Origin of the sequence: Microlunatus elymi (assembly GCF_007362775.1) — a bacterium.
GTDB lineage: Bacteria > Actinomycetota > Actinomycetes > Propionibacteriales > Propionibacteriaceae > Microlunatus > Microlunatus elymi.
Genome location: NZ_CP041692.1, coordinates 1,755,954 through 1,779,367 on the forward strand (window position 1 = coordinate 1,755,954; position 23,414 = coordinate 1,779,367).

Here is a 23,414-nt window from a genome sequence, read left to right on the forward strand (position 1 = left end):
ATATTTCGGTAGCGGGAGCGGGTTTTGCGCGCGGCTGTCTCGGGTGACGGCGGTCAGCGGGCCGCGGCGATGCGCTGGCGGCGCAACTCGGTAACCTCCGGGCGGTCCAGCTTGGGCAACTCGGTCTTCAGCGCCAGCTCGAGGACGTGGTCGGCCAGCGCGGGGTTGCGGGCCAGGGCCGGGCCGTGGGGATAGATCGCGATCACGTTGCCCTGCTGGGCGCCGTCGGTGCCGTCGCCGCAGTTGCCGACGCCGACCTCGACCCGGGTGACCGGCCGGGCGTCCGGGCCGAGCCGGGTGTAGCCGCCGTGGTTCTCGAAACCGGTCAGCCACTGGTCCTCGCCGTCGTGTCCGATCCAGTGGCCGAGCAGCTCGCCGACGGCGCGCCGTGGACCGCGGGTGGTGGTCACGTCCAACAGCCCGAGCCCGGCGGTGACCGTGTCGTTGTCGCCGACGGTGAACGAGTTGCCGAGGATTTGATAGCCAGCACAGACGGCGAAGACCGCCGCGCCGCGTTCGACGGCGCGGTAGATGGTGCCGTCGGCCTTGAGCGCCTTCACCGCGGAGATCTGGGCCGCGTCCTCGCCACCGCCGAGCAGGTAGACGTCGCCGTCGGTGGGCAGCGGATCGCCCGGCTCGACCACCGACAGCACCGGGTCGTAGCCACGCCAGGCAAGCCTCTTGATCAACACCGTCGCGTTGCCGCGATCACCGTAGATTCCCAACAGGGATTGGTAAAGCAGGACGACGTGCACCCGCTTGCCGGCACCGTACGAGCTGACGCTCACGCCAGTCCTCCCATCTTCCGCAACCGCTGGAACGGCGTGTACGTGGCGACGATGTCCACCGGTTCACGATGCCCGAGCACCGCCTCACCAAGATCGGGTACGCAGTCGTGCTCGACCTCGGCGTAGGCCAACCGGACCGCCAGATCCTGCGCCCGCGGCCCGGTCGCGATCACCCTCCGACCGGCCAGCTGCTCGTACTCCACATCCCACAGCCAGGACACGTCCCGACCGTCGGCGGCCGCCGAATCGATCGCCAGGATCACCGTCTCGGTCTGCACCAGCGGCAACGCCTCGGCCCAGCCGGCCGGATTCTTGGCCAGCAACAACCGAGCCGTGGTCGAGCCGAAGTGCGCGGTACCGAACCGACCGGCGGGCGAGGTCACCGTCTGCATGCCACCGATCGCGGTCTGCGGATCGATGCCGAACAACCCGGCCGCGGCCAGTGCGCACGCCGCGTTGCTGATGTTGAACTTGCCCGGCACCTGCAGCTGCGGATGCCAGACTCGCCCGTCCGGCGTACTGATCTTCTCGCCGACCACCCGGTAATCGGCCTGCGGCTCGGCCAGCGAACAGTCCCGGCAGCCCCAACTGGTGCCGCCGGCCGACTCCGTGCGCAGCAGCGTGCCGCCGCATTCGGGACACAGCGCCGCGTCCTGCACCCAGCTGCCGGCGGTGTCGACCCAGACCGTCTGCTTCGCGGCGTGTGCGGCCCAGACCACCAGCGGTTCGTCCGCGTTGGCGACCACGACCGGACCCTCGTCGCCGGCGTCGATCAGCGCGTTGCGCCAGGCTCGGGCCAGCGCTTTGATCTCGTGATGGCGATCGAGCTGATCACGGCTGAAGTTCAACAGCACAAGGACTTCCGGCTTGCCGAGCCGGACCACGTCGGCGACCACGCGTTCGTCGGTCTCCAGGATCGCGAGGTCGGCAGCGGGCTTGGCCGACAACGCCGAGGTGATGCCGCTGTGCAGGTTGGCGCCGTCGGCGTTGTGCACCAGCCGATCGTCGCCGCCGACCGCGTTGCGTACGGCTGCGGTGAGCAGGTGGGTGGTGGTGGTCTTGCCGTTCGTCCCGGAGACCGCAGCGATCCGCCGTCCGGCCAGCAACTCGGCCATCGCCTTCGGGTCGACCTTGAGCATCACCTGGCCGCGGATTGCTGTGCCGGTGCCGCGGCCGGCCAGCCGGGACGCGGTTGCAGCAACGTCGCCGGCCCAGGTCGCGGCGCGCAGCCGGAGCCGGGGGATGATGCCCAACCGGGCGCGACGCGGGCCGGTCGGCACCAGTCCGGTGGTGGTCTCGGGTAACGGCATGGCGCCCATTCTCACCCATCGCGCGGGGTGCGACGATTCCGGCCGGGGAGCCCTCGTCGCCGTCCCATCCGCCCATTAGGCTCGCGGGGCGGGCACCCGACGGCTGACGGAGGAACATGATCGACAGCAGGCTGACCAGTGCGTCCCGTACGGCCGCGCTGCAGCGGCTCCGCGACAGTGCGCAGGCCACTCATCAGCTCGACATCCTGGTGATCGGCGGCGGCGTCACCGGCGCCGGCATCGCGCTGGACGCGGCTACCCGGGGACTGAACACGGCCGTGGTGGAGGCGCAGGATTGGGCGTCCGGCACGTCGAGCAAGTCCAGCAAGCTGATCCACGGCGGACTGCGCTACCTGCAGATGTTCGACTTCAAGCTGGTGCACGAGGCCCTGGTCGAACGCGGCCTGCTGCTCAGCCAGTTGGCGCCGCACCTGGTCAAACCGGTGCCGTTCCTCTACCCGCTGCACGGCCGATTCGTCGAGCGCGGCTACGTCGAGGCGGGCATCAGCCTGTACGACGTGCTCGCCAGCCTCAGCCGCGGTACGAAGGTCCGCGGCCAGCGTCGGCGTACGGTGCCCTGGCACAACTACATCGGGCATCGCAAGCTGATGCAGCGTTTTCCCGGGCTGCAGCCGGACGTCGCCCAGGGGGCGATCCAGTACTGGGATGCCTCGGTCGACGATGCCCGGTTCGTCGCCGATCTGCTCCGCACCGCACAGGCGTACGGAGCCCACCCGGCCAGCCGGACCCAAGTGACGAAGTTGATCAAGAACCCGGGCGGCGCGGTGATCGGCGCCGAGCTTGTTGATCTTGAAACCGGTGATCAGTTCGAGGCCCATGCGCAGACGGTGATCAACGCCACCGGGGTGTGGACGGACAAGACCGAGAAGCTGACCGGCGGCAGCGGAAGCCTGCACGTGTTGGCATCCAAGGGCGTACACATCGTGGTGCCGCGGGATCGGATCGACGGTAAGGCCGGATTGATCTTGCAGACCGCGACCAGTGTGCTGTTCGTCATCCCGTGGTCGCGCTACTGGATCATCGGCACCACGGACACGCCGTGGAAGGAGGATGTCGCCAAGCCGGTGGCGACGTCGGCCGACATCGACTACGTGCTTGACCAAGCCAACTCCGTACTGGCGCAGAAGATCGGCCGGGAAGACATCGTCGGCCATTACGCCGGACTGCGACCGCTGCTGCAACCCGGCACCACCGGCGACGGCACCTCGGCGAAGATCTCGCGTGAACACACGGTCGCCTCGCCGGTGCCGGGAGTGGTGTCGATCGCCGGCGGCAAGTTCACCACCTATCGGGTGATGGCCAAGGACGCGGTCGATTTCGCGCTGGGGGAGCGGGCCGAACGGTTGCCGTCGGTGACCGCGAACGTTCCGCTGGTCGGTGCGGTCGGCTATCCCGGTGCCCGCGAACACACCCGGACGCTGGCTTTGCAATACGGCTGGGACGAGTGGCGGATCTCGCACCTGCTGCATCGCTACGGTGCCGAGATCATTCAGATCGCCCAACTGTGCGCCGACGATTCGTCGATGGCCAAGCCGTTGCAGCAGGCACCGGCCTACATCCGGGCCGAGATCGCCTTCGCGATCACGCATGAGGGTGCGCTGCATCTGGACGACATCCTCGCCCGGCGCACCCGGATCGTCTACGAGGTGCCGGAGCAGGGGCTGGCCGCGGTGGACGAGATCGCTGACATCGTCGCGCCGATGCTCGGCTGGTCCGATGATCAACGCGAAGCGGAGGTCGACGCCTATCGCACCTGGACCCTGGCCGAGTTGGCGGCGATCAAGGAACCGGACGATCGGGCAGCGGTCGGGGTGCGCGAGGCGGTCGACGAGCTGATTCCCATGCTGGACGGCGATTCGACTCAGTTCGGATCGAGTCGTCGTGCCCGCGACAGCAGGTAATTGCGTTCGGTCACGGTGGGTGTTCGCCGGGATGCCTGGCGGTAGGTCTCGGCAGCGGCCGGATCGTGGCAGCGCTCCAGCAGATGGGCGCGGACTGCGAGCACGCGATGATGATCAGCGGGCAGGACGGCCGCGATCGGTTCCAGCGCCCGCAGCCCGGTCCGCGGGCCGTACACCATCGATTCGGCCACCACGCGGTTCAGGCTGACCATCGGATTTCCCGTGAGCTCTTCGAGAATTCTGTACAGGGCAAGGATTTCCTGCCAGTCGGTGTCCGCCGTGCTCGCCGCTTCGGCGTGCAGAGCAGCGATGGCCGCCTGAATCAGGTACGGCGTCGGCCGCCGCCCGGGAAGTGCTTCGTGCAGCAGCCGCAGCCCGGAGTTGATCTTGTCCCGATCCCACAAGGTCCGATCCTGCTCGTCCAGCGGGACCATCCGTCCATGATCATCAACCCGGGAGGCTCGGCGTGCGTCGGTGAGCAACAGCAACGCCAGCAGGCCACTGGTCTCACCATGATCGGGAAGCCGGTCGTCCACCTGCCGGGTCAACCGGATCGCCTCGGCAGCAAGATCAACATCGTACAGTTGATCACCGCTGGTGCTGGTGTGCGCCTCGTTGAACATCAGGTAGAGCACGGTCAGCACCGGCTCGAGTCGATCGGTAACGTCGACGGCCGTGGGGAAGCGGAACCCGGCCTCCTTGATGTTGGCCTTCGCCCGGCTGATCCGTTGTGCGATCGTCGCTTCGGGTAGCAGATAGGCGTGCGCGATCTGAGCGGTGGTCAGTCCGCCGACGGCCCGCAGAGTGAGTGGGATCTGCGCCGATCTGTTCAGCTCTGGATGGCAGCACAAGATCAACAACTGCAGACTGTCGTCGGTCTCGGGCACCGGGCTCTCGGCCAGCGGATGAGCAAGCCGGGCTTGGGATTCCTCGCGTTCGCGCCGGTGGGCATCGCTCCGGATCCGATCGATCATCCGCCGGCGGGCGCTGGTCACCAGCCAACCTGCCGGGCTGTCCGGTACGCCGTGGCTCGGCCATTGTGCGTACGCCTCCAGCATCGCTTCTTGGACGGCGTCCTCACAGAGATCGAACTGATCGGTGCCGTAGCGTCTCAGCAGCACGCCGAGGACCTGCGGTCCGATCCGGCGCAGCAGGTCCTCGAACGCGCTCGTTTCCATGATCAGCTCGCGGCCCGCGATCGGGTTCGAGTACGTGATCGGGATCAGACCGGTTCGCCGTCGCTGAACATGACCGGCCGGACCTCCAGCGCAAGACCGTCAATGCTGGCGTCCGGGATCTTCCGGGCCAGCTCGACCGCGCGATCCTTGGACTCGACGTCGATCAGGTAATAACCGCCCATGAACTCCTTGGTCTCCGCGTACGGCCCGTCCAGCACCTCGGGCTTGCCGCCGCGGGCGCGCACCGTGGTGGTCTGGCTCGGATCGCCCAGGGCGTGAGTGCTCAACATCTCGCCGGACGCCTTGATCTCGGCCATGAACGCTGCATGCCCGTCCATGATCGACTTCTGCTGGTCGTCGGTCAGGTTCTCCAGCACGGTCGGGTCGACCTGCATCAAGATCAGGTACTTCATCGAAGGCTCCTTGTCTCGGTGACCGCCAGCGCGGTCTGTGACCTGTGGTCGACACCGACAAGACATTCTCGACAGAACGCGGACGGAATTTCCAGGTTCGTACTGGGCGAAGATCAGCGGCTGCGGGTGTCGGCTAGCCTCAACCCTGTGTTCAAGATCTTTCTCGCCCTGCATCTGATCACCGCCATCGGCGTCGTCGGTCCGCTGATCTACGGCGCGACCACCGCGGTCCGTGGGATTCGGACCAAGGACGCGTCGGCGACCAAGTCGTCGGCCCGGCTGGTGCAGATCTACTCGATCGTCTCGATCGCGGTGGTGATCTTCGGATTCGGGCTGATGTCGGCCACGTCGCCGTACACGCACAAGCCGGTCGCGAGCTTCGGCGAGACCTGGATCTGGCTCTCGCTGCTGCTCTGGGCGATCGCCGTCGCGCTCGGTCTGGCCGTGCTGACGCCGGCGCTGCAGCGGATCACCGCCGAGATCACCGTCGGCAGCGAGGTGAGCTCTGCACTGCGGGGACGCGTCGCGGGGGTCGGCGGCGTCACCGGACTGATCTTCCTGGTGATCATCGTGCTGATGGTCTACCAGCCGGGCGGCCACTGACCGTCACGGCCGGCATCCCGGCGACCGAAGCTCCGTACCCTTCTTGGCACGTGCGGCCCCAGGCTTCGGGTGCCCTCGCACCTGCGGACCGACGCTCCGTACCCGGACCCGTCGGATCTGCGGCCCCCTGCGCACCACGCATGCTCCGGCGCGCAATCACTGTGCTCCGGCGCACCTTCGGTTCTGCCGCGCAGGTACCAACCCGGTACCAACCTGGTTGGAACTTGCGCGGCAGCGCCATGGATGCGCGGGAGCGAGTGCCCGGGGTGACGACGGTGCGCGGGAACGAGGTGCCGGGGCAGCAGCGGGAGTCGGGGAATGGACGGTGTCTGGTCAGCCGGGGGCGTACGGCGATAGCGTCGTCATCCATGTTCTCCGATCTCAGCATGGGCGCTCTGGGCCTGTCCGCAGACCTGCCGACCGCAATTGACCTTGCCGCCAAGCACGGCTTCGGTGGTGTCGATCCCGATCTTGGTTACCTCAAGCAGCTGGGCAGCGATGCTGCCGTCACCGAATTCGCCGCCGGCGTCGGCGACCGCGGGCTGCGATGGGGAATGGCCGGGCTGCCGATCAATCTGACCGCACCGGCCGGCGAGTTCGCCGCCGCCCTGGCCGAGTTGCCGGCGGCGTTGTCGATCTTGACCGCAGCCGGGATCGATCGGGTCGGCACCTGGATCCGGCCGATGCACGACGACCTCAGCTACCGGCGCAACTGGGTGCTGCATGTCAGCCGGCTCACCCTGGTCTCGCAGCTGCTGGCCGATGCCGGCATCCGGATCGGCCTGGAGTACATCGGGCCGAAGACGTTCTGGTCGACCGAACGCTTCCCGTTCCTGCATTCGCTGTCCGAGGCTCGCGAGCTGATCGCCGAGACCGGCGCGAGCAACATCGGGCTGATCCTGGACAGCTACCACTGGTACACGGCCGGCGAGAGCGCCGATGATCTTGCCGGGCTGACCGACGCCGACATCGTTTCCGCCGACATCAACGACGCCCGCGACGATCGTGAACGTGATCAACAACAGGACCTGGATCGGCGGCTGCCGGGATCGACCGGCGTGATCGATCTGGACGGGTTCATGTCCGCGTTGCGCGCGGCCTCGTACACCGGGCCGGTGAAGATCGAGCCGTTCATGAAGTCGCTGGCCTCCCAGCCCGTCGACGAGGTGCTCGCCGACGCCGCGTCCCGGCTGACGAGCGCGATCGGGGGCTGAGCGCTCCGGCCGGGTCCATGATCATCGGGGCTCGGCGACGGCAGTCCTGATCGCCGATCGAGCAACGTCACTGGTCGAGCAGGAGGGCGGCGACCGCCTTCGGGTCCTCGGCCATCGCGTTGTGGCCGGTGGGCAGGTCATGCACCCGCCATCTCGGGTCGGCGGCCAGCCGAGCACGCAGACCGGCGAAGGGCGTCCGGTCCTCCCACCCGCTGCAGTAGACGAATTCGCGACGCGGCACTCGGTCGACGGCGCCGCTGATCCGGATCGACTGCAGCAGCGAGGCGAGCGGGTGCGGACGCCGGCGCGGATCGCCACCGTTCGGCGGACGGAACGGCGCGCGTACGGCGTAGCCCGTGTCGGCTGCACCATCCACGAACGCCTGCCGGTAGCTGTCGTTGGCCAACCACCAGCACGACTCGCCGTCACGAGGAACGTAGGCGTCGAGGTGCACCAGCCGCGAGATCCGACTCGCGGCGCGATCGGCGACGGCGGTGATCACCATGCCGGCGTAACTGTGGCCGACCAGGGTCGCGTCGCCGATCTGCTCTTGATCAAGAAGCCGCAGCACATCGTCGGCGTGGGTGTCGAGGTTGGCGGCGGCGACCGTCGCCCGGTCGTCGTCGGGTCGCAGACCGGTCAAGGTCAGCGCGTGGACCGTGTGTCCGGCGCGTTCCAGCAGGGGGGCGACCTCCTCGAACGTCCAGGATCCGTGCCACGCACCGGGCACGAGGATGTACGTAGTCATGCGTGCAGTCTGGTCGGCTGACGGCGTGGCGTGCTACCGCTAGATTGACAACCGATGCCTGTTCGCCGCCAACCTCGTCCGAGCGCCGAGGTCACGTCCCAGCTGTGGCCCTCCGGCGGACGTCACCTGTGGCCGTCCGGCGAAGCGAGCGAACTGCAGGCGCACGAACGAGGCCATCTGGTGTACGCAGCGACCGGGGTCTTGGCCGTACACACCGAGCGCGGCACCTCGATCGTTCCGGCCAATCGGGTCGCCTGGACGCCGGGCGGGTTCAGCCACTCGCACCGCGCCCACGGCGACACCGACATGCGGATCGTCTTTCTGACGCCGTCGATGGCCCGGCTCGTCGGCGATCGTCCGGCGGTGTTCCAGGCGTCCGGCCTGGCCCGCGAGGTGCTGCTCGCGCTGACCGGTCCCGGCAACTACGACGAGACCGCGCCGCGATACGGCGCTGCGGCCCGGGCTCGGCTGGTGCGCGTCCTGGTCGACGAGCTCCGCGAGGCACGCGAACGACCACTGCAATTGCCCGAGCCACGAGACGACCGGCTGCGGGCCGTCGCGCGGATGCTGTACGAGACGCCGGCCGACAGCGCCCCGTTGCCGGAACTCGGTAAGCGGATCGGCGCCAGCAGTCGTACGCTTAGTCGGCTTTTCCGCGACGAATTCGGCATGTCCTTCTATCAATGGCGCACGCAACTGCGGATCTATCACGCGTTCGTGCTGCTGGCCGACGGCCACGACACCACCCAGACCGCGTACGCCTGCGGCTGGGCCAATCCGAGTGCGTTCATCGCCGCGTTCAGGAAGGTGATCGGTACCACGCCGGGTCGCTACCGTGCCGGCGGGCGTGGCACGGCCCAGGGTCTGGTAGCGAACGCGCCCGACAGCTGAGGAGCGGTTTGCGTCGGCGTACGAAGGCCTGGCAGGGTGGGCGGAAGTGGCCGGGTTGTTATCTCCCCCGAGTAGCTCCCGGCCACGCGGCTTTCAGTACGGCGTCGGCCGCGGAACGCAGCAATCCTGACGAGTGCGCGATTCCGCGGCCTGGACGCTCCCGATCACAGATCAACGATGTGTTTCAGGTGCTGCGTGAGGGTCCCGCCTTGTCAGGCGGTGTCGTCCTTGTCAGGACGATGGGGTGGATGACGAGACTCGAACTCGCGACATCCTGGACCACAACCAGGTGCTCTACCAACTGAGCTACACCCACCATCGGACGACGTTGCGTCATCCGCCGGACGCCGAGATGTTCCCACCCGTGGCACCGGCAGCCGTTGAATCTTAGCGTTACCCAACCGCTGAGCCGAAATCGGATCTCAGCATGAACCTGCGACGCCGAACTCCACCCTGAGGGCTCCCAGCGGACGGCTCGATCAGGCCGATGTCGAGGCGTTGGGCCGCTGCGCGGAGTCGGTCGCAGCCGTCGTTTCCGCAGCGGCAGCGGCCTCGGCTTCGGACGGCGGAGTGAGGCCGCCGCGGTGCTTGGCGGCGATCTCCTTGGCGGTGGCGGAGTCCGGGCCCGGCTGTGGCACGAACACCGCCTCGCGGTAGAAGCGAAGCTCCTCGATCGACTCCCGGATGTCGGCCAGCGCGCGGTGATTGCCCGACTTCTCCGGCGACTGGTAGTAGACCCGCGGATACCAGCGGCGAGCCAGCTCCTTGATCGAGGACACGTCCACGTTGCGGTAGTGGACGTACGACTCCAGGGTCGGCATGTCTCGGGCCAGGAAGGCCCGGTCGGTGCCGATGGTGTTTCCGGCCAGCGGCGCCTTGCCCGGCTCGGGCGCGTACTGGCGGATGTATTCGAGCACCTGCTCCTCGGCCTCCGGCATGGTCAGCCCGGCGTCCAGTTCGGTGAGCAGCCCGGAATGCTCGTGCATGTTGCGGACGAAGTCGCCCATCTGATCGAGTGCGCGCTGCGGCGGCTTGATGATCACATCCACGCCGTCGCCGAGGACCTGCAGCTCGGAATCCGTCACCAACGCGGCCACTTCGATCAGGGCGTCGTCGATGAGGTCGAGGCCGGTCATCTCGCAGTCGATCCAGACCATTACCTGCTCACTCACGCGGGTCACTCTAGACCGGAGCCGCATCCGGCAACCTCGCCCGGTAACCGTTACAGTGAGACCTCGGCCCAGACACGCTCGTGTCCAGCGCTCAGCCCCGGTGGCCAAACGGATAAGGCAGCGAGCTTCTACCTCGCCGATTGGGGGTTCGACTCCCTCCCGGGGCGCCACGATGACTCGTCACTCCGGCAAGGCTCCGGCAGGCAAGGCCGGCAACGGCAGTTGCGTCGCACCTCGGTGAGTCAGCCTGGCAATCGTGGAAGTACCTGTGATCGCGGACCTGACCAATAGGTACGCTGGCGCCGTGTCGGTAGCCCAGAACAGCGGACCCGTGGACAACCCACCCGCTCCCGCAGGGACGTTGGCGGACTCCGGGAGTCCGGCGCCTTCGGGAACACCGGCACCGACAGCGAAGCCTGCGGCCGGCGCAAGACTTGCGCGGCTCTTCGGCCGGCCGCCCGCTGATCCGGCCGCCGATCCGGAGCGCGCTCGCCGACGTAGAGCGGCCAAGTCGGGGCTGCCGAGGGACGTCGACATGTCCCAGCCACTGCCGAAGCGCCTGATCAAGACCCGATTGTTCTGGGTCACCGTCGTGATGCTCTTCGTGTACGCGGCCTGCCTGGTCCTGCTCTACCGCCAGGTCGTGCCCGACCAGGACGTGCCCGGCGGCCGGCTGATCGGACTCGGGCACGAGGCCGTCCCGATCTCTGCAAAGTACGCCGCACTGACTGCCATTCCGCTCTCCCTCCTCTTCCTCTGGCTCGACCGTTTCAAGCCGCAACGCTTCTGGGTCTGGTTCATGACCTTCGCCTGGGGCGCCTGTGTCGCCACCTTCGTGGCGGCCCAGATCAACACGTGGGCATCGGCGCATCTGTCGATCGTCGGGAACGGCGACCCTGCCACCGGATCGCGTGCGGCGATCTACGTCGCCCCGTTCGTGGAGGAGTCCGCCAAGGCCACCGTGCTGTTCTGGCTGGCGATCCTGATGCGTTACCGCTGGGTCAGCCGGCTGAGCGGCATCGCGCTCGCCGGACTGGCCGGCGCTGGTTTCGCGTTCGTGGAGAACATCCTCTATTACGGCCGGGTGTACCGCTACGCGGCCAACACCTTCGGCGAGGTGCAACCCGAGCAGGCGTTGCAGCAGCTCTTCCTCATGCGTGGTGTGCTGACCTTCTTCGGTCACCCCCTGTTCACGTCCATGACCGGCATCGGTCTGGCGATAGCGCTGCGGTCCAAGAGCAAGATCGTCCGAGTGATCGCGCCACTGGCGGGCTTCTGCGCCGCGGCCTTCCTGCACATGAGCTTCAACACCGTGTCCACCCTGGTCCAGGGCACCCAGCTGCTGCTGATGTACATCTTCGTCGCCATCCCGGCGGTGCTGGCGATGGTCGTCTTCGTCGTCCGGCAGGAATTCCGCGAAGGCAGGCTGATCCGCGAGCGGCTCACCGACTACGCACGCGTCGGCTGGCTCCCGGTCGAGGACGCGCTGCCGATGTCCCGACTGCGCACCCGGCTCCGAGCACTGTGGCAGTCGATCTTCCGAGGCTGGCACGGTTTCCTGGCGACGGTCCGAGTCCAACGTGCCGAAACCGAACTGGCCTACCTCCGCGACGCGATGGCGCGGGGTGTCGTCGACGACGCCGGGCTCCAGCGGGAGAAGTACCTGCTGGCCCGGATCCGATCCGAACGCGGCAGGGCCGTGATCCAGCCGGCCGCCCGCGCCGACTACGCCCGGATCAAGGAACTGGTCCGGCGACGCCGACCGGCCCCGGCCTACGCCCCCGCGCACTACCCCGGCCCGGCCGGTCTCGGCGGCAACCTGCCGGCACCCGGCACCGCCCCGATCGGCCCGGGCGCGACCCACTACTCCAAGGTCGACCCCAACTGGAAACCGCCGGGCGAGTAGCCGCCGGACCTACACCGCCACCTCCTCCAAACGCTCCACGCCTGCCAGCTCTGCGTCCGATCCATCAGGCTGCTCGATCGCCGCGTCGTCGTCAGGTGCGGATTCGCTGTCGGACTCGGCTCGCGGCGCCCTGCTGAAGGTCGAGACTCCACGGGTGAGGTCGTGACCGACCTGCGTCGCCTCCAGCACCATCCGCTGATGATGGCCGCCGTCGTCGTCCCAGACCTGGGTCCGTAGCCGACCGGTCACGATCACCGGATCGCCCTTGTTGAGACTGCTGGCCACGTGCTCGGCCAATTGCCGCCAACAGGTCACCGTGATCCAGGTGGTGTAGTCGTCGACCCAGTTGCCGTTGCGGTAGATCCGCGGCGTACAAGCCAGCCGGAAGGTGGCTCGGGCCACGCCCGTCTGCGGGGTCCGGCCGAAGTCGACCGCACTGCCCACATTTCCGTTGATGGTGAGAGTCGCGTCCATGCATCTGTCCTTGTCATCGGCGGAGCCGCCCGACACGGCCCTCTTGCCCCTACATTCCGCCGTGACGAGCAAGGTGTTCGCTCGATTCGAAATCTGTGGACAGTGCTTCGAAGTGCTGATCGGGCTGTGGACAACCGGCGGCGATCCATCTACGCAGACGGCGCGACGTGCGGTGGCGCAGCCGTCGACTCACCGGGCAGGAACTCGCCACACCGAAGCTCCGGCGGGAGCGGTTCGCCACCGGACAGCCGACGCAATAGGGCGCGCACCGCCAGCTGACCAAGCTCGACACCGGGAGAGGTCAACGTGGTCAACGGCGGATCGGTGGTGTAGGCGATGTCGGCGGCGGCCAACGCCGCCACCACAGAGACGTCATCGGGGACACGTCGGCCGGCTGCCCGCAACCCGGCCAACAGACCGGTCACCGTCGGCTCGCCGAAGATCACGACTCCGCTCGCCTGCGGATGCGTACGGCTCAATTCGAGCGCGATCTCGCGTCCGTACTTCGCCCCGGATCGGGTGTTCAGGACAACCGGCTCGAAGTGTCGTTCGGCGGCGATCCGACGAAACGCGTCCTCCATCCGTACGTACGGGCCGTAGCGCTCGAAGCTGGGGACCCGTTGATCGCCGGAGATCAGCGCGATGTTGCGGTGGCCGACATCCCAGAGGTGGTCGACGCAGCGCCGGATGCTCTCGTCGAAATCGATGTCGACGTAGTCCAGACCGCTCGGCTCGGCCGTTCGACCGATCAGTACGAACGGCGAGTCCAGGGACTGCAGCACGCCCACTCGAGGGTCGGCGAGTTGGACTTCCATCAGCAGCACGCCGTCGACCAGACCCTGGCCGACCAGATCGGCCAGTTCGGCGGCATCATTGCTCACCGGCCAGACGACCAGGTGATAGTCGTTCGACCTGGCCTCCCGCGCCGCGCTGGTGATGAACTCGATTCCCGAGGTGCTGAGGTGATGCTCGAGTGCCGGATACACCAGCGCCAGGATCCTGGTCTGCCGACTGGCGAGCGCACGGGCGACCGAGTTGCGCCGGAAGCCGAGTTCGGCCATGGCCTCCTCTATCCGCTTCCGGGTCGAGTCGGTGACCGGTTTGGTGTTGTTGACCACGAACGACACCGTCGCGATCGACACCCCGGCCCGCTCCGCGACGTCGCGCATGGTCGCCATCGTGCTGCCTTTCGTACGGTGAAACCCACCTGTTTCCGGTAGTCATCCTGTTGCGAAGGCCACTTCGACCCTTGACACGACGACATGATCTGGATCACACTCGACCGCGTCAGCCAGTAAAGCGGTTAACCGACTTACCTGCAAGTCATTCGATGCGACGCCAGTTCAACCGCATCGTGGTGAAGCGCTTTGCCAAGTCCAGCAAGGGAGCTGTGAACGATGTTCAAGAGACGACTGATGGTGGCCGCCGCAGCAGTGGCCCTGACGTCATTGAGCCTGACGGCCTGCGGTGGCGGATCGGGCGGCAGTGCGAACAACAAGGCGGGTGGGAAGGTCGACAGCCTCACCGTGCTGGATTACTACACCGACGAGCCGAGTCATTCCCAGATCGCCGATCAACTGAGTAAGTGTGGCACCGCGATCGGGGTCGCCAAGGTGAACCACCAATCGGTCCCCGGACCGACACTGATCCAGAAGGTCCTGCAGCAGGCATCGTCGAAGACGCTGCCGGACGTGTTGATGCTGGACAACCCGGACATCCAGCAGATCGCCCAGGCCGGTGCGCTGGCGCCCCTAAACGATTACGGCATCGACGCCAAGGGGTATGCGAAGGGTCCGATCGACGCTGCGACCTACCAAGGCAAGCTGTACGGGCTCCAGCCGGGCGCCAACACGCTGGCGATCTTCTACAACAAGGACGATCTGAGCAAGGCCGGCGTCAAACCGCCGACGACCTGGGCGGAGTTGAAGGCGGCAGCCAAGAAACTGACGGTCGGCAAGCGTTACGGGTTCGCGTTCAACGCGACCGCCGACTACGAGGGTGCCTGGCAGTTCCTGCCGCCGATGTGGACCAACGGCGGTGACGAGACGAAGCTGACGAGCCCGCAGGTCGCGGGCGCGCTGCAGCTGTGGAAGGACCTCGTCGATGACGGCTCGGTCTCCAAGAGCGTCGTCAACTGGAAGCAGTCGGACGTCAATGATCAGTTCATCGCCGGCAAGGCCGCGATGATGTTGAACGGTCCATGGCAGATCCCCGCGCTGGACAAGGCCAAGATCAACTACGGTGTCGTCCCCTTCCCGGTCAACACCCCTGGCCAGACGTCGGTCGCGCCGCTCGGTGGCGAGGCTTGGACGGTGCCGTTGACCGGCGACACGGCGAAGATGCAGAAGGCTGCCGAGCTGGTGAAGTGCATGAACACCGACGCCAATCAGCTGCTGCGTGCCAAGCAGGGCGGCATCGTGCCGACCAAGCTCGCGCTGGCCGATCAGTTCAAGAAGGAAGATCCGGAGATGGCCGGCTTCGTCGAGCCGGTGGCCAATGCCCGCGCCCGCACCGGAAAGCTCGGCCCGAAGTGGCCGGACACCGCCAAGGTGATCTACACCGGCGTCCAGCTCGTGCTGACCGGGCAGGCAAGTCCGGCCGACGCGATGGCCAAGGCCGGGGCCAGTCAATGAGCCTCGGCAACCGTCGCACCAGGGACAGGAGCGGGTGATGTCGGAGGCCGAGACGCTGCGCGCAACCCGCAGTCCCCAGCCCAGATCGTCCGCCTCGGAGCCCAAGCGGCGGGGGCTCGGGCGCCGGGGTGAGGAGATCGCGAAGATCTTGTTCGTTGTCCCGGCGGCTTTCGCAATCGTAGTGTTGTTCGGCTACCCGGTGGTGAAGAACCTGCTGATGAGCTTCCAGGAATACACCCTGCGGACCTTCATCACCGGGGAAGCGCCCTGGGTCGGGTTGCAGAACTACCTGACGGTGATCAAGGACGATCTCTTCGCCAAGGAGCTGGCCAACACCGCGCTGTTCACGATCGGATCGATCGTCGGACAGTTCGTGATCGGCATGCTGCTGGCGTTGTTCTTCCACAAGCACTTCCCGCTCAACGGCATCCTTCGGGCCCTGTTCCTGCTGCCCTGGTTGATCCCCTTGATCGTCGGGAGTGCGGCCTGGCGGGCGATTCTCGAGCAGGACAGCGGGATCCTCAATGTCACCTTGGAACGCCTGGGAGTGATCACCGAACCGGTGCCTTGGCTGACCTCGCCCGACGTTGCGTTGATCGCGGTGATCTTGGTCAACATCTGGCTCGGCATCCCGTTCAATCTGACCTTGCTGTACAGCGGTTTGCAGGCGATTCCCGATGAGCTGTACGAGGCGGGCTCGCTGGACGGTGCGACCGGGTGGAAGGCGTTCTGGCACATCACCTGGCCGAATCTGAGAGCGGTGGTGAATGTGGTGCTGATGCTCGGCGTGATCTACACCCTGAAGGTGATCGACCTGATCCTCGGCCTGACTCAGGGCGGCCCGGCGAACGCGACGCAGACGATCGCGATCCAGTCGTATCAGCGGTCGTTCGTCGAGTTCAAGTTCGGTGAGGGTGCGGCGCTCAGCAACATTCTGATCGTGATCTCACTGGTGTTCGCGATCGTGTACGTCCGTGCCAACCGTCGCCAGGTCGACGAGTAGGAGAAGATCATGACGCTCACTCACCAGCAGCGGTTGGTGGTCCGGCGGACGGGTCGTGGCTTGCGTACGGCGGTTGCGATCGTGTTGCTCGCAGCGATGCTGTTCCCCGTCTACTGGATGGTCAACACGTCCTTCCAACCCAGCGGAAACACCTTGTCCGCAACATTCTTTCCCGCACATCCGAGCTTGCAGGGCTATTCCGCGGCTATTCATGATCAAGGTCAGAATCTGATCACGAGTCTGATCATCGCCATCGGTACGGTGGCACTGACTCTGCTGGTCGCAACACCCTGCGCGTACGCACTGGCGCAGTTCCGGTTCCGTTGGATCAGTTGGGCGCTGCTGGCGATCTTGATCTCCCAGATGATCCCGGGGATCGTGATTGCGAACGCGCTCTACACGCTGTACGAGAACATCGGACTGTTGAACTCGATCCCAGGATTGATCATCGCCAACTCGGCCAGCACCATTCCCTTCGGGATCTTGATCATGCGTTCGTTCATGCTCGGGGTTCCGCCGTCGATCGTCGAAGCGGCGCGGGTCGACGGAGCCGGGCTCGTGCGTGCCTTCTTGTCCATCGTGGTGCCGATCAGCCGTAACTCGTTGATCACGGCCGGGTTGTTCGCGTTCCTGTTCGCCTGGGGCGACTTCCTGTACGCGCTCACGTTGACGACCAAGGGCAACATCGTCCCGGTGACGCTCGGCATCTACACCTATCTCGGAGCGCACATCTCCAACTGGAGCGCGGTGATGGCCACCGCGATCATGGCCTCGATCCCGGCGATCATCCTGTTGGTCATCGCCCAGAAGTTCATCGCAGCCGGCGCGACCGGAGGAGCGGTCAAGTGACTGCCGACCGCGAAATCATCAATCCTCGAAAGGAAATCAACGCATGACCGTCAGTAGTACCGACCTCGAGTACGCGCCGCCCGGCCGACCGATCCGGGCCCTGGTGTGGGGCGAGAACCGGCATGAGCAGGTCGAGGAGCACGTCGCCAAGCTCTATCCGCAGGGGATGCACAACACGATCAAGGAAGGCATCGAGGAGAACCTCGGCGACGGCGCCGTCGTCAACACCGTCACCCTGGACGACCCGGAGCACGGGCTGACCGAGGAGGTGCTGGCGCAGACCGACGTGTTGCTGTGGTGGGGACATGCGGCGCATCAGGACGTCGATGATCACGTCGTCGACCGGGTCTACCGCCACGTACTGTCCGGGATGGGGCTGATCGTCCTGCACTCCGGGCACTGGTCCAAGATCTTCGGCAAGCTGATGGGTACCTCCTGCACCCTGCGCTGGCGCAGCGAACATGATCGTGAGCTGGTTTGGACCATCGACCGAACCCATCCGATCGCGCGTGGAGTGCCGCATCCGATCGAGATCGAGGCGCAGGAGATGTACGGCGAGCAGTTCGACATCCCCACCCCGGACGAGTTGATCTTCATCAGCTCGTTCAGCGGCGGCGAGGTATTCCGTTCCGGCTGCACCTGGCGCCGCGGCAACGGGCGGATCTTCTACTTCTCGCCCGGTGATCAGGACTATCCCGTCTATCACCACAAGGATGTCCGCCGGGTGATCAGCAACGGTGTGCAGTGGGCACGACCGGCGGTGGAGCGTAGTCTGCCGACACTGCGCCGGCACGAGACCGGACAGTTCTTCGAAGGTCGCGAGTATCAGAGCCCGTGGCAGAACAAGGCGTGAACGCGCGACAGGAGAGGTCAGTGATCAAGGACGGTGCGCCGATCAAGATCATCCAGCTCGGCGCCGGCTCGATGGGACGTGCCTGGCTCGGCACGATCGGCGCCAACCCCGACGTCGAGTTGGTGGGGCTGGTCGATCTCGATGTTGATCTTGCTCGGCGGTCCGCCGCGGAGACCGGCCACGGCGAGGTCCCGGTAGCCACCGAGCTGGCCGGGCTGGAGGTCGACGCCGATGCGGTGATCAACGTGACCATTCCGCAGGCGCACGCGGGCACGACGCAGGACGCCCTGTTCGCCGGGCTGCCGGTGTTGTGCGAGAAGCCGATCGCGCCCGACGTGGCCACCGGACTGGCCATGGCGGCCGCAGCCGAGGCGTCCGGCGCGCTGCTGATGATCAGCCAGTCCCGGCGCTACTTCAACGGCTTCCAGCAGTTCCGCTCAGTAGTCGGTGATCTTGGCGCCGTCGGAACGGTGACCTGCGAATTCTTCAAGGCACCCCACTTCGGCGGCTTTCGCGACGCGATGGAGCATCCACTGCTGGTGGACATGGCGATCCACACCTTCGACGCCGTCCGGGCACTGCTGGGCAGCAACCCGGTCAGCGTCTACTGCGACGCCTACAACCCCAGCTGGAGTTGGTACGCCGGTGACGCGGCCGCGAACGCATCCTTCACCTTCGCCGAGGGTGTCCGGTTCGGTTATCACGGCAGCTGGTGCGCGCCCGGTCAGGAAACCTCCTGGAACGGCAGCTGGCGGGTCAGCGCCGAACGCGGCACCGCCTGTTGGGACGGTGATCATGAACCGACGGCCGAACGTGTCGACGGTTCGATCAAGGTTCCGGCGTCGGATCAGGCCCCCGAGCAGATCAGTGGTTCGCTGGCTGAGTTCGTTGATCATCTGCGTCGCGAGACCATCCCGGCGACCGAAGCCGCGTCCAATGTGGTCAGCTTGGCCATGGTGGAGGCCGCCGTCCGGTCGGCAGAAGAACACCGACCGGTACAGATCGCCGACGTTCTCACGCAGGCGTACGATCTCGCAGTTTCCACTGACCATGATCAGCGAGTGCTGGCGGTACTCAAGTCCTGGAGCGTGCTGCACAAGGTCGGACTGGCGTCCTGAGAAACCGAACAGGCTCAGGATTCCGAAGGGTCCTGAGCCCGTCGAAGGACCGGAAGCCCGGCCCGCGTACCAAGATCGATCAGAGAGCGGTGATCGCGTCGTTCAACGTCGTGGACGGGCGCATCACGGCCGCAGCAAGATCATCATCCGGCCGGTAGTAGCCGCCGATGTCGACGGGGGCGCCCTGCACTGAGTTCAGCTCGCCGACAATCGCATCCTCGTTGCCGGCAAGGGATTCGGCCAGCGGCTTGAACGCCGCCGCCAATTCGGCGTCGTCGGATTGAGTGGCCAGTTCCTGAGCCCAGTAGAGCGCCAGGTAGAAGTGCGAGCCGCGGTTGTCGATGCCACCCAGCCGCCGGGTCGGCGACTTGTCCTCGTTGAGGAAGGTGCCGGTGGCCCGGTCCAGCGTGTCGGCCAGAACCTGCGCCCGAGCGTTGCCGGTGGCGCCGGCCAGATGCTCGAAGCTTGCTGCCAGTGCGAAGAACTCGCCCAGGCTGTCCCAGCGCAGGTAGTTCTCCTTGATCAACTGCTGCACGTGTTTGGGCGCCGAACCGCCGGCACCGGTCTCGAACAGACCGCCGCCGGCCATCAGCGGCACCACGGACAGCATCTTCGCCGAGGTGCCCAGCTCCAGGATCGGGAACAAGTCGGTGTTGTAGTCACGCAGTACGTTGCCGGTCACCGAGATGGTGTCCTCGCCGCGCCGGATCCGCTCCAGTGAGTAGGCGCAGGCGTCCGCCGGCGTCATGATCTTGAGCTCCAGCCCGTCGGTGTCGTGCTCGGGCAGGTACGTGTTGATCTTGGCGATCAGGTTGGCGTCGTGGGCGCGGGCCTCGTCCAGCCAGAACACCGCCGGCGAACCGGTGGCGCGGGCGCGGGTCACCGCAAGCTTGACCCAGTCGCGGATCGGGGCGTCCTTGGTCTGGCAGGCACGCCAGATGTCACCGGTCTCGACCTGGTGGCTGAACAGTTCCTCGCCGGCGGAGTTGATCACCCGAATGGTGCCGTCGGAAGGTGCGGTGAACGTCTTGTCGTGGGAGCCGTACTCCTCGGCCTTCTGGGCCATCAGACCGACGTTCGGCACCGAGCCCATGGCGGCCGGATCGTAAGCCCCATGGGCCTTGCAGTCCTCGATCACGGTCTGGTAGACGCGGGCGTAGCTGGAGTCGGGGATCACCGCGAGAGTGTCGGCTTCCTCACCGTCGGGTCCCCACATGTGGCCGCCGATCCTGATCATGGCAGGCATCGACGCGTCCACGATCACATCGGACGGCACGTGCAGGTTGGTGATGCCGCGATCGGAGTCGACCATGGCCAGCTTGGGCCCGGCCGCGAGCCCGTCGGTCACGGCCTGCTTAATCGCCGCACCGTCGGGCAGGGAGTCGACGCTGTTGAGCAGGGAGCCGAGTCCGTCCCGAGGTGAGATGCCTGCGGCGGCGAGCTCGTCCCCGTACTGGGCGAACAGCTCCGGGAAGAACGCCTGCACCACATGGCCGAAGATGATCGGGTCGGAGACCTTCATCATGGTCGCCTTCAGATGCACCGAGAACAGCACGCCCTCGGCCTTCGCCCGTTCGATCTGCTCGGTCAGGAATCCGCGCAGCGCCGCGACATTCATGAAGGTGCCGTCCACGACCTCACCGGCCAGCACCGGCAGCGACTCCTTCAGCACCGTGACGGTGCCGTCGGCGGCGACGTGTTCGATCTTGAGCGTGTCGTCGGATTCGATGACCACCGACTTCTCGTTGGAGAAGAAGTCGTCGTGGCCCATGGTCGCGACCTCGGTCTTGGAGTCCGCACTCCAGGCACCCATCCGATGCGGGTGCGCCTTGGCGTAGTTCTTCACCGATGCGGGCGCCCGACGATCGGAGTTGCCCTGCCGCAGCACCGGATTCACCGCCGAACCGAGCACCTTGTCGTACTGGGCCCGATCATGCTTCTGCTGCTCGGTCTGGGGTGACTCGGGGTAGTCCGGCAGGTCGTAGCCCTTCGCCTGCAGTTCCTTGATCGCGGCCTTCAGCTGCGGGATCGAGGCGGAGATGTTGGGCAGCTTGATGATGTTGGCTGACGCCTGCTCGGCCAGCTCGCCCAGCTCCGCCAGCGCGTCCGGCTGCCGCTGCTCATCGGTGAGCCGATCAGGGAAGTGAGCGATGATCCGGCCGGACAGCGAGATGTCCCGGGTCTCGACGTCCACCCCGGCCTTGGCTGCGTACGCCCTGATGATCGGCAGGAACGAGTACGTCGCCAGCAGCGGCGCCTCGTCGGTGTGGGTGTAGATGATCTTGGCCATGGTTCGCCTGACTCCTGAGCTGTCGGATCGGTGATTCCTTGACGTCAAGATACCTGACCGGTGCCGATGACGCAGATCCCACCGGAGCACCTGATCCTGGGCCGTCACAGCCGAGGCCCTCGCGAACAAAATCACCCGCGCATCGCTTGGATCCGGCTCGCCGCGGCCGCTCAGAAAGAATTCGCGGGTGATTGTGTTCGCGAACCTCGAGGCGGCAGGTGAGGCAGCGCGGGGATCGGCGGTCGAGCGTCGGCGCGAGCGCGCATTCGTGGCCGTACGGGGGCATCGTCTAGGTTGGACCCTCGGTCAGGACTATCCGCCGGAAGGGGCCGCAATCAGCATGGCTGAGTTCATTTTCCAGCTGCAGAACGTACGCAAGGCGTTGGGGGAGAAGGTCATCCTCGACAACGTCACGCTGGATTTCCTGCCTGGCGCGAAGATCGGCGTCGTCGGCCCGAACGGCATGGGCAAGTCGACCCTGCTGAAGCTGATGGCCGGCATCGAGCAGCCCAACAACGGCGAGGCCCGGCTGGCCAAGGATTCGACCGTCGGCATCCTGCTGCAGGAGCCGCCGCTGACCGAGGGCAAGACCGTGCTGGAGAACGTCGAGGAAGCGGTCGCGGAGACCAAGCAGATGCTGGCCCGCTTCAACGAGATCTCCGAGGAGTTGGCCGACCCGGACGCCGACTACGACGCGCTGCTGGCCGAGATGGGTGACCTGCAGACCGACCTTGATCATCGGCAGGCCTGGGAGATCGATTCCCAACTGGAGCAGGCGATGGACGCGCTGCGCTGCCCGCCGGGCGATGCAGTTGTCGACGTGCTCTCCGGAGGTGAACGCCGCCGGGTCGCCCTCTGCAAGCTGCTGCTGCAGCAGCCCGACCTGCTGCTGCTGGACGAGCCGACCAACCACCTGGATGCGGAGTCCGTCTACTGGCTGCAGGGCCATCTGAAGAACTATCCCGGTGCCGTGCTGGCCGTCACCCACGACCGGTACTTCCTCGATCAGGTTGCCGAGTGGATTCTCGAACTGGACCGCGGCCGGACCTATCCCTACCAGGGCAACTACTCCACCTACCTGGAGACCAAGCGATCCCGGCTGCAGTTGGAGGGACGCAAGGACGCCAAACGGGCCAAGATCCTGGAGAAAGAGTTGGAGTGGGTGCGCTCCAACCCGAAGGCACGGCAGGCCAAGAACCGGGCCCGGTTGGCACGGTACGAGGAGATGGCCGCCGAGGCGGAGCGGACCAAGAAGCTGGACTTCGAGGAGATCAACATCCCGCCGGGTCCGCGGCTGGGCAACCAGGTGCTGGACGCGGAAGACCTGCACAAGGCGTTCGAGGATCGCGAGCTCTTCAACGGGCTCAACTTCTCGCTGCCGCGGGCCGGCATCGTCGGCATCGTCGGCCCGAACGGTGTCGGCAAGTCCACGCTGTTCCGGATGATCGTCGGCGAGGAGACGCCGGACAGCGGGGCGTTGAAGCTCGGCTCGACCGTCTCGGTGTCGTACGTCGACCAGAGCCGGTCCGGTCTGGATCCGAAGAAGAACGTCTGGGAGGTCGTCTCCGACGGGCTCGACTACATCAAGGTCGCCAACTTCGAGATGCCGTCGCGGGCCTACGTGGCCTCGTTCGGGTTCAAGGGGCCGGATCAGCAGAAACCGTCCGGTGTGCTGTCCGGCGGTGAACGCAACCGGCTCAACCTGGCGCTGACGTTGAAGATGGGCGGCAACCTGTTGCTGCTGGACGAGCCGACCAACGACCTGGACGTGGAAACCCTGCAGTCGTTGGAAGACGCGCTGCTGGAGTTCCCGGGCTGTGCCGTTGTCGTCTCCCACGACCGCTGGTTCCTGGACCGCGTCGCCACCCACATCCTCGCTTGGGAAGGCACCGACGAGGACCCGGCCCAGTGGTACTGGTTCGAGGGCAACTTCGAGGACTACGAGGCGAACAAGATCGAACGCCTCGGCGCCGAAGCCGCCCGCCCGCACCGCACCACCCACCGCCGCCTGACCCGGGACTGAGCCTCGCCCGGTCGAGCTTCCGCTCG

20 protein-coding genes and 2 tRNA genes are annotated in these 23,414 nt (G+C 66.4%); 12 read left to right on the forward strand and 10 right to left on the reverse strand.

The window, feature by feature from the left end:
- Positions 1-53: 53 nt before the first annotated feature.
- Both FOE78_RS07910 and FOE78_RS07915 read right to left on the reverse strand, forming a co-directional pair.
- Positions 54-788 carry a type 1 glutamine amidotransferase gene (locus FOE78_RS07910; protein WP_228266098.1) on the reverse strand — a complete coding sequence of 245 codons (735 nt, stop codon included), beginning with the start codon at positions 786-788 and terminating at the stop codon, positions 54-56.
- Positions 785-1,927 carry a Mur ligase family protein gene (locus FOE78_RS07915; protein ID WP_228266196.1) on the reverse strand — a complete coding sequence of 381 codons (1,143 nt, stop codon included), beginning with the start codon at positions 1,925-1,927 and terminating at the stop codon, positions 785-787. The genes FOE78_RS07910 and FOE78_RS07915 overlap by 4 nt, the downstream gene beginning before the upstream one ends.
- 287 nt (positions 1,928-2,214) lie before the next feature.
- Between FOE78_RS07915 and FOE78_RS07920 the strand changes: the two genes are divergently transcribed.
- The gene (locus FOE78_RS07920) at positions 2,215-4,020 is read left to right on the forward strand and encodes a glycerol-3-phosphate dehydrogenase/oxidase (protein ID WP_143985802.1); all 1,806 of its coding nucleotides are present in this window, start codon (positions 2,215-2,217) and stop codon (positions 4,018-4,020) included.
- On the opposite strand, the gene FOE78_RS07925 is transcribed toward FOE78_RS07920, so the two are convergent.
- Both FOE78_RS07925 and FOE78_RS07930 read right to left on the reverse strand, forming a co-directional pair.
- A complete protein-coding gene (locus FOE78_RS07925; RefSeq protein ID WP_143985803.1) occupies positions 3,981-5,198 on the reverse strand; it encodes an RNA polymerase sigma factor in 1,218 nt (405 codons plus the stop codon). The two genes, FOE78_RS07920 and FOE78_RS07925, sit on opposite strands and share 40 nt — an antisense overlap.
- Before the next feature lie 44 nt (positions 5,199-5,242).
- Positions 5,243-5,611, reverse strand: a complete 369-nt coding sequence (locus tag FOE78_RS07930) for a YciI family protein (RefSeq protein ID WP_143985804.1) — start codon at positions 5,609-5,611, stop codon at positions 5,243-5,245.
- Positions 5,612-5,758: 147 nt separating this feature from the next.
- Here FOE78_RS07930 and FOE78_RS07935 point away from each other — a divergent pair, with 147 nt between their 5' ends.
- Together FOE78_RS07935 and FOE78_RS07940 are read left to right on the forward strand one after the other, a co-directional pair.
- Complete coding sequence (locus FOE78_RS07935) at positions 5,759-6,214, forward strand: DUF2269 family protein (protein WP_168207421.1); 456 nt, start codon at positions 5,759-5,761, stop codon at positions 6,212-6,214.
- A gap of 368 nt (positions 6,215-6,582) precedes the next feature.
- Positions 6,583-7,428, forward strand: a complete 846-nt coding sequence (locus tag FOE78_RS07940; protein ID WP_143985806.1) for a sugar phosphate isomerase/epimerase family protein — start codon at positions 6,583-6,585, stop codon at positions 7,426-7,428.
- A gap of 67 nt (positions 7,429-7,495) precedes the next feature.
- On the opposite strand, the gene FOE78_RS07945 is transcribed toward FOE78_RS07940, so the two are convergent.
- Positions 7,496-8,176: an alpha/beta fold hydrolase gene (locus FOE78_RS07945; protein ID WP_143985807.1), complete on the reverse strand. Its 681-nt coding sequence runs from the start codon at positions 8,174-8,176 to the stop codon at positions 7,496-7,498.
- A 54-nt stretch (positions 8,177-8,230) separates the two neighbouring features.
- Between FOE78_RS07945 and FOE78_RS07950 the strand changes: the two genes are divergently transcribed.
- A complete protein-coding gene (locus tag FOE78_RS07950) occupies positions 8,231-9,067 on the forward strand; it encodes a helix-turn-helix domain-containing protein (RefSeq protein WP_143985808.1) in 837 nt (278 codons plus the stop codon).
- Between the two features lie 240 nt (positions 9,068-9,307).
- Here the strand turns inward: FOE78_RS07950 and FOE78_RS07955 are convergent.
- Positions 9,308-9,383: transfer RNA gene (locus tag FOE78_RS07955), tRNA-His, on the reverse strand.
- Positions 9,384-9,546: 163 nt separating this feature from the next.
- On the reverse strand, positions 9,547-10,224 hold the full coding sequence (gene orn / locus FOE78_RS07960) for an oligoribonuclease (RefSeq protein WP_143988672.1): 678 nt from the start codon (positions 10,222-10,224) through the stop codon (positions 9,547-9,549).
- Positions 10,225-10,333: 109 nt separating this feature from the next.
- On the opposite strand from orn, the gene FOE78_RS07965 reads away from it, so the two are divergent.
- Together FOE78_RS07965 and FOE78_RS07970 are read left to right on the forward strand one after the other, a co-directional pair.
- A tRNA-Arg gene (locus FOE78_RS07965) sits at positions 10,334-10,409 on the forward strand.
- A gap of 365 nt (positions 10,410-10,774) precedes the next feature.
- Positions 10,775-12,145 carry a PrsW family intramembrane metalloprotease gene (locus tag FOE78_RS07970; RefSeq protein ID WP_143985809.1) on the forward strand — a complete coding sequence of 457 codons (1,371 nt, stop codon included), beginning with the start codon at positions 10,775-10,777 and terminating at the stop codon, positions 12,143-12,145.
- Positions 12,146-12,154: 9 nt separating this feature from the next.
- Here FOE78_RS07970 and FOE78_RS07975 read toward each other — a convergent pair whose 3' ends face one another.
- Together FOE78_RS07975 and FOE78_RS07980 are read right to left on the reverse strand one after the other, a co-directional pair.
- Complete coding sequence (locus FOE78_RS07975) at positions 12,155-12,619, reverse strand: single-stranded DNA-binding protein (RefSeq protein WP_143985810.1); 465 nt, start codon at positions 12,617-12,619, stop codon at positions 12,155-12,157.
- 149 nt (positions 12,620-12,768) lie between these two features.
- Positions 12,769-13,788, reverse strand: coding sequence for a LacI family DNA-binding transcriptional regulator (locus FOE78_RS07980; RefSeq protein ID WP_228266099.1), 1,020 nt, complete (start codon positions 13,786-13,788; stop codon positions 12,769-12,771).
- 228 nt (positions 13,789-14,016) lie between these two features.
- Between FOE78_RS07980 and FOE78_RS07985 the strand changes: the two genes are divergently transcribed.
- From FOE78_RS07985 to FOE78_RS08005, 5 genes are read left to right on the forward strand one after another with little or no spacing between them, the layout of a single operon-like run.
- Entirely contained in the window at positions 14,017-15,252 is a 1,236-nt protein-coding gene (locus FOE78_RS07985; protein WP_143985812.1) for a sugar ABC transporter substrate-binding protein, read from the forward strand.
- A 37-nt stretch (positions 15,253-15,289) separates the two neighbouring features.
- Positions 15,290-16,255, forward strand: a complete 966-nt coding sequence (locus FOE78_RS07990; protein WP_143985813.1) for a carbohydrate ABC transporter permease — start codon at positions 15,290-15,292, stop codon at positions 16,253-16,255.
- Positions 16,256-16,264: 9 nt separating this feature from the next.
- Positions 16,265-17,104, forward strand: a complete 840-nt coding sequence (locus tag FOE78_RS07995) for a carbohydrate ABC transporter permease (protein ID WP_143985814.1) — start codon at positions 16,265-16,267, stop codon at positions 17,102-17,104.
- 43 nt (positions 17,105-17,147) lie between these two features.
- The gene (locus FOE78_RS08000) at positions 17,148-17,957 is read left to right on the forward strand and encodes a ThuA domain-containing protein (RefSeq protein WP_143985815.1); all 810 of its coding nucleotides are present in this window, start codon (positions 17,148-17,150) and stop codon (positions 17,955-17,957) included.
- 20 nt (positions 17,958-17,977) lie between these two features.
- Entirely contained in the window at positions 17,978-19,075 is a 1,098-nt protein-coding gene (locus tag FOE78_RS08005) for a Gfo/Idh/MocA family protein (RefSeq protein ID WP_228266100.1), read from the forward strand.
- A gap of 79 nt (positions 19,076-19,154) precedes the next feature.
- Here the strand turns inward: FOE78_RS08005 and FOE78_RS08010 are convergent, their stop codons facing one another.
- Positions 19,155-21,365, reverse strand: coding sequence for an NADP-dependent isocitrate dehydrogenase (locus tag FOE78_RS08010; protein ID WP_143985816.1), 2,211 nt, complete (start codon positions 21,363-21,365; stop codon positions 19,155-19,157).
- 340 nt (positions 21,366-21,705) lie between these two features.
- Between FOE78_RS08010 and ettA the strand changes: the two genes are divergently transcribed.
- Positions 21,706-23,388 carry an energy-dependent translational throttle protein EttA gene (gene ettA / locus FOE78_RS08015; protein WP_143985817.1) on the forward strand — a complete coding sequence of 561 codons (1,683 nt, stop codon included), beginning with the start codon at positions 21,706-21,708 and terminating at the stop codon, positions 23,386-23,388.
- The last annotated feature ends 26 nt before the right edge of the window (positions 23,389-23,414 follow it).

Excerpts from the sequence above, each read along its gene's own strand:
- FOE78_RS07915 (WP_228266196.1), bottom strand. The coding sequence starts at position 1,927 with ATGCTCAAGGTCGACCCGAAGGCGATGGCCGAGTTGCTGGCCGGACGG.
- FOE78_RS07920 (WP_143985802.1), top strand. The coding sequence starts at position 2,215 with ATGATCGACAGCAGGCTGACCAGTGCGTCCCGTACGGCCGCGCTGCAG.
- FOE78_RS07925 (WP_143985803.1), bottom strand. The coding sequence starts at position 5,198 with ATGGAAACGAGCGCGTTCGAGGACCTGCTGCGCCGGATCGGACCGCAG.
- FOE78_RS07930 (WP_143985804.1), bottom strand. The coding sequence starts at position 5,611 with ATGAAGTACCTGATCTTGATGCAGGTCGACCCGACCGTGCTGGAGAAC.
- FOE78_RS07940 (WP_143985806.1), top strand. The coding sequence starts at position 6,583 with ATGTTCTCCGATCTCAGCATGGGCGCTCTGGGCCTGTCCGCAGACCTG.
- FOE78_RS07945 (WP_143985807.1), bottom strand. The coding sequence starts at position 8,176 with ATGACTACGTACATCCTCGTGCCCGGTGCGTGGCACGGATCCTGGACG.
- FOE78_RS07950 (WP_143985808.1), top strand. The coding sequence starts at position 8,231 with ATGCCTGTTCGCCGCCAACCTCGTCCGAGCGCCGAGGTCACGTCCCAG.
- orn (WP_143988672.1), bottom strand. The coding sequence starts at position 10,224 with ATGGTCTGGATCGACTGCGAGATGACCGGCCTCGACCTCATCGACGAC.
- FOE78_RS07970 (WP_143985809.1), top strand. The coding sequence starts at position 10,775 with ATGTCCCAGCCACTGCCGAAGCGCCTGATCAAGACCCGATTGTTCTGG.
- FOE78_RS07975 (WP_143985810.1), bottom strand. The coding sequence starts at position 12,619 with ATGGACGCGACTCTCACCATCAACGGAAATGTGGGCAGTGCGGTCGAC.
- FOE78_RS07980 (WP_228266099.1), bottom strand. The coding sequence starts at position 13,788 with ATGCGCGACGTCGCGGAGCGGGCCGGGGTGTCGATCGCGACGGTGTCG.
- FOE78_RS07985 (WP_143985812.1), top strand. The coding sequence starts at position 14,017 with ATGTTCAAGAGACGACTGATGGTGGCCGCCGCAGCAGTGGCCCTGACG.
- FOE78_RS07990 (WP_143985813.1), top strand. The coding sequence starts at position 15,290 with ATGTCGGAGGCCGAGACGCTGCGCGCAACCCGCAGTCCCCAGCCCAGA.
- FOE78_RS07995 (WP_143985814.1), top strand. The coding sequence starts at position 16,265 with ATGACGCTCACTCACCAGCAGCGGTTGGTGGTCCGGCGGACGGGTCGT.
- FOE78_RS08000 (WP_143985815.1), top strand. The coding sequence starts at position 17,148 with ATGACCGTCAGTAGTACCGACCTCGAGTACGCGCCGCCCGGCCGACCG.
- FOE78_RS08010 (WP_143985816.1), bottom strand. The coding sequence starts at position 21,365 with ATGGCCAAGATCATCTACACCCACACCGACGAGGCGCCGCTGCTGGCG.
- ettA (WP_143985817.1), top strand. The coding sequence starts at position 21,706 with ATGGCTGAGTTCATTTTCCAGCTGCAGAACGTACGCAAGGCGTTGGGG.